The 355-nt window shown below is 53.0% G+C and carries 1 rRNA gene; it reads right to left on the bottom strand.

Annotated elements, in window-relative coordinates:
• Window positions 1-355: ribosomal RNA gene (locus AB2U10_RS19200) — 23S ribosomal RNA — on the bottom strand; the annotation flags it as partial.

Genomic DNA, 355 nt, shown 5'->3' on the forward strand with positions numbered 1-355 from the left:
ACCAAACTGTCTCACGACGTTTTAAACCCAGCTCACGTACCTCTTTAAATGGCGAACAGCCATACCCTTGGGACCGGCTACAGCCCCAGGATGAGATGAGCCGACATCGAGGTGCCAAACACCGCCGTCGATATGAACTCTTGGGCGGTATCAGCCTGTTATCCCCAGAGTACCTTTTATCCGTTGAGCGATGGCCCTTCCATACAGAACCACCGGATCACTAAGACCTACTTTCGTACCTGCTCGACTTGTGGGTCTCGCAGTTAAGCGCGCTTTTGCCTTTATACTCTACGCGTGATTTCCGACCACGCTGAGCGCACCTTCGTACTCCTCCGTTACTCTTTAGGAGGAGACC

The organism is Leadbetterella sp. DM7 (assembly GCF_040829825.2).
Classification (GTDB): Bacteria; Bacteroidota; Bacteroidia; order Cytophagales; family Spirosomataceae; genus Leadbetterella.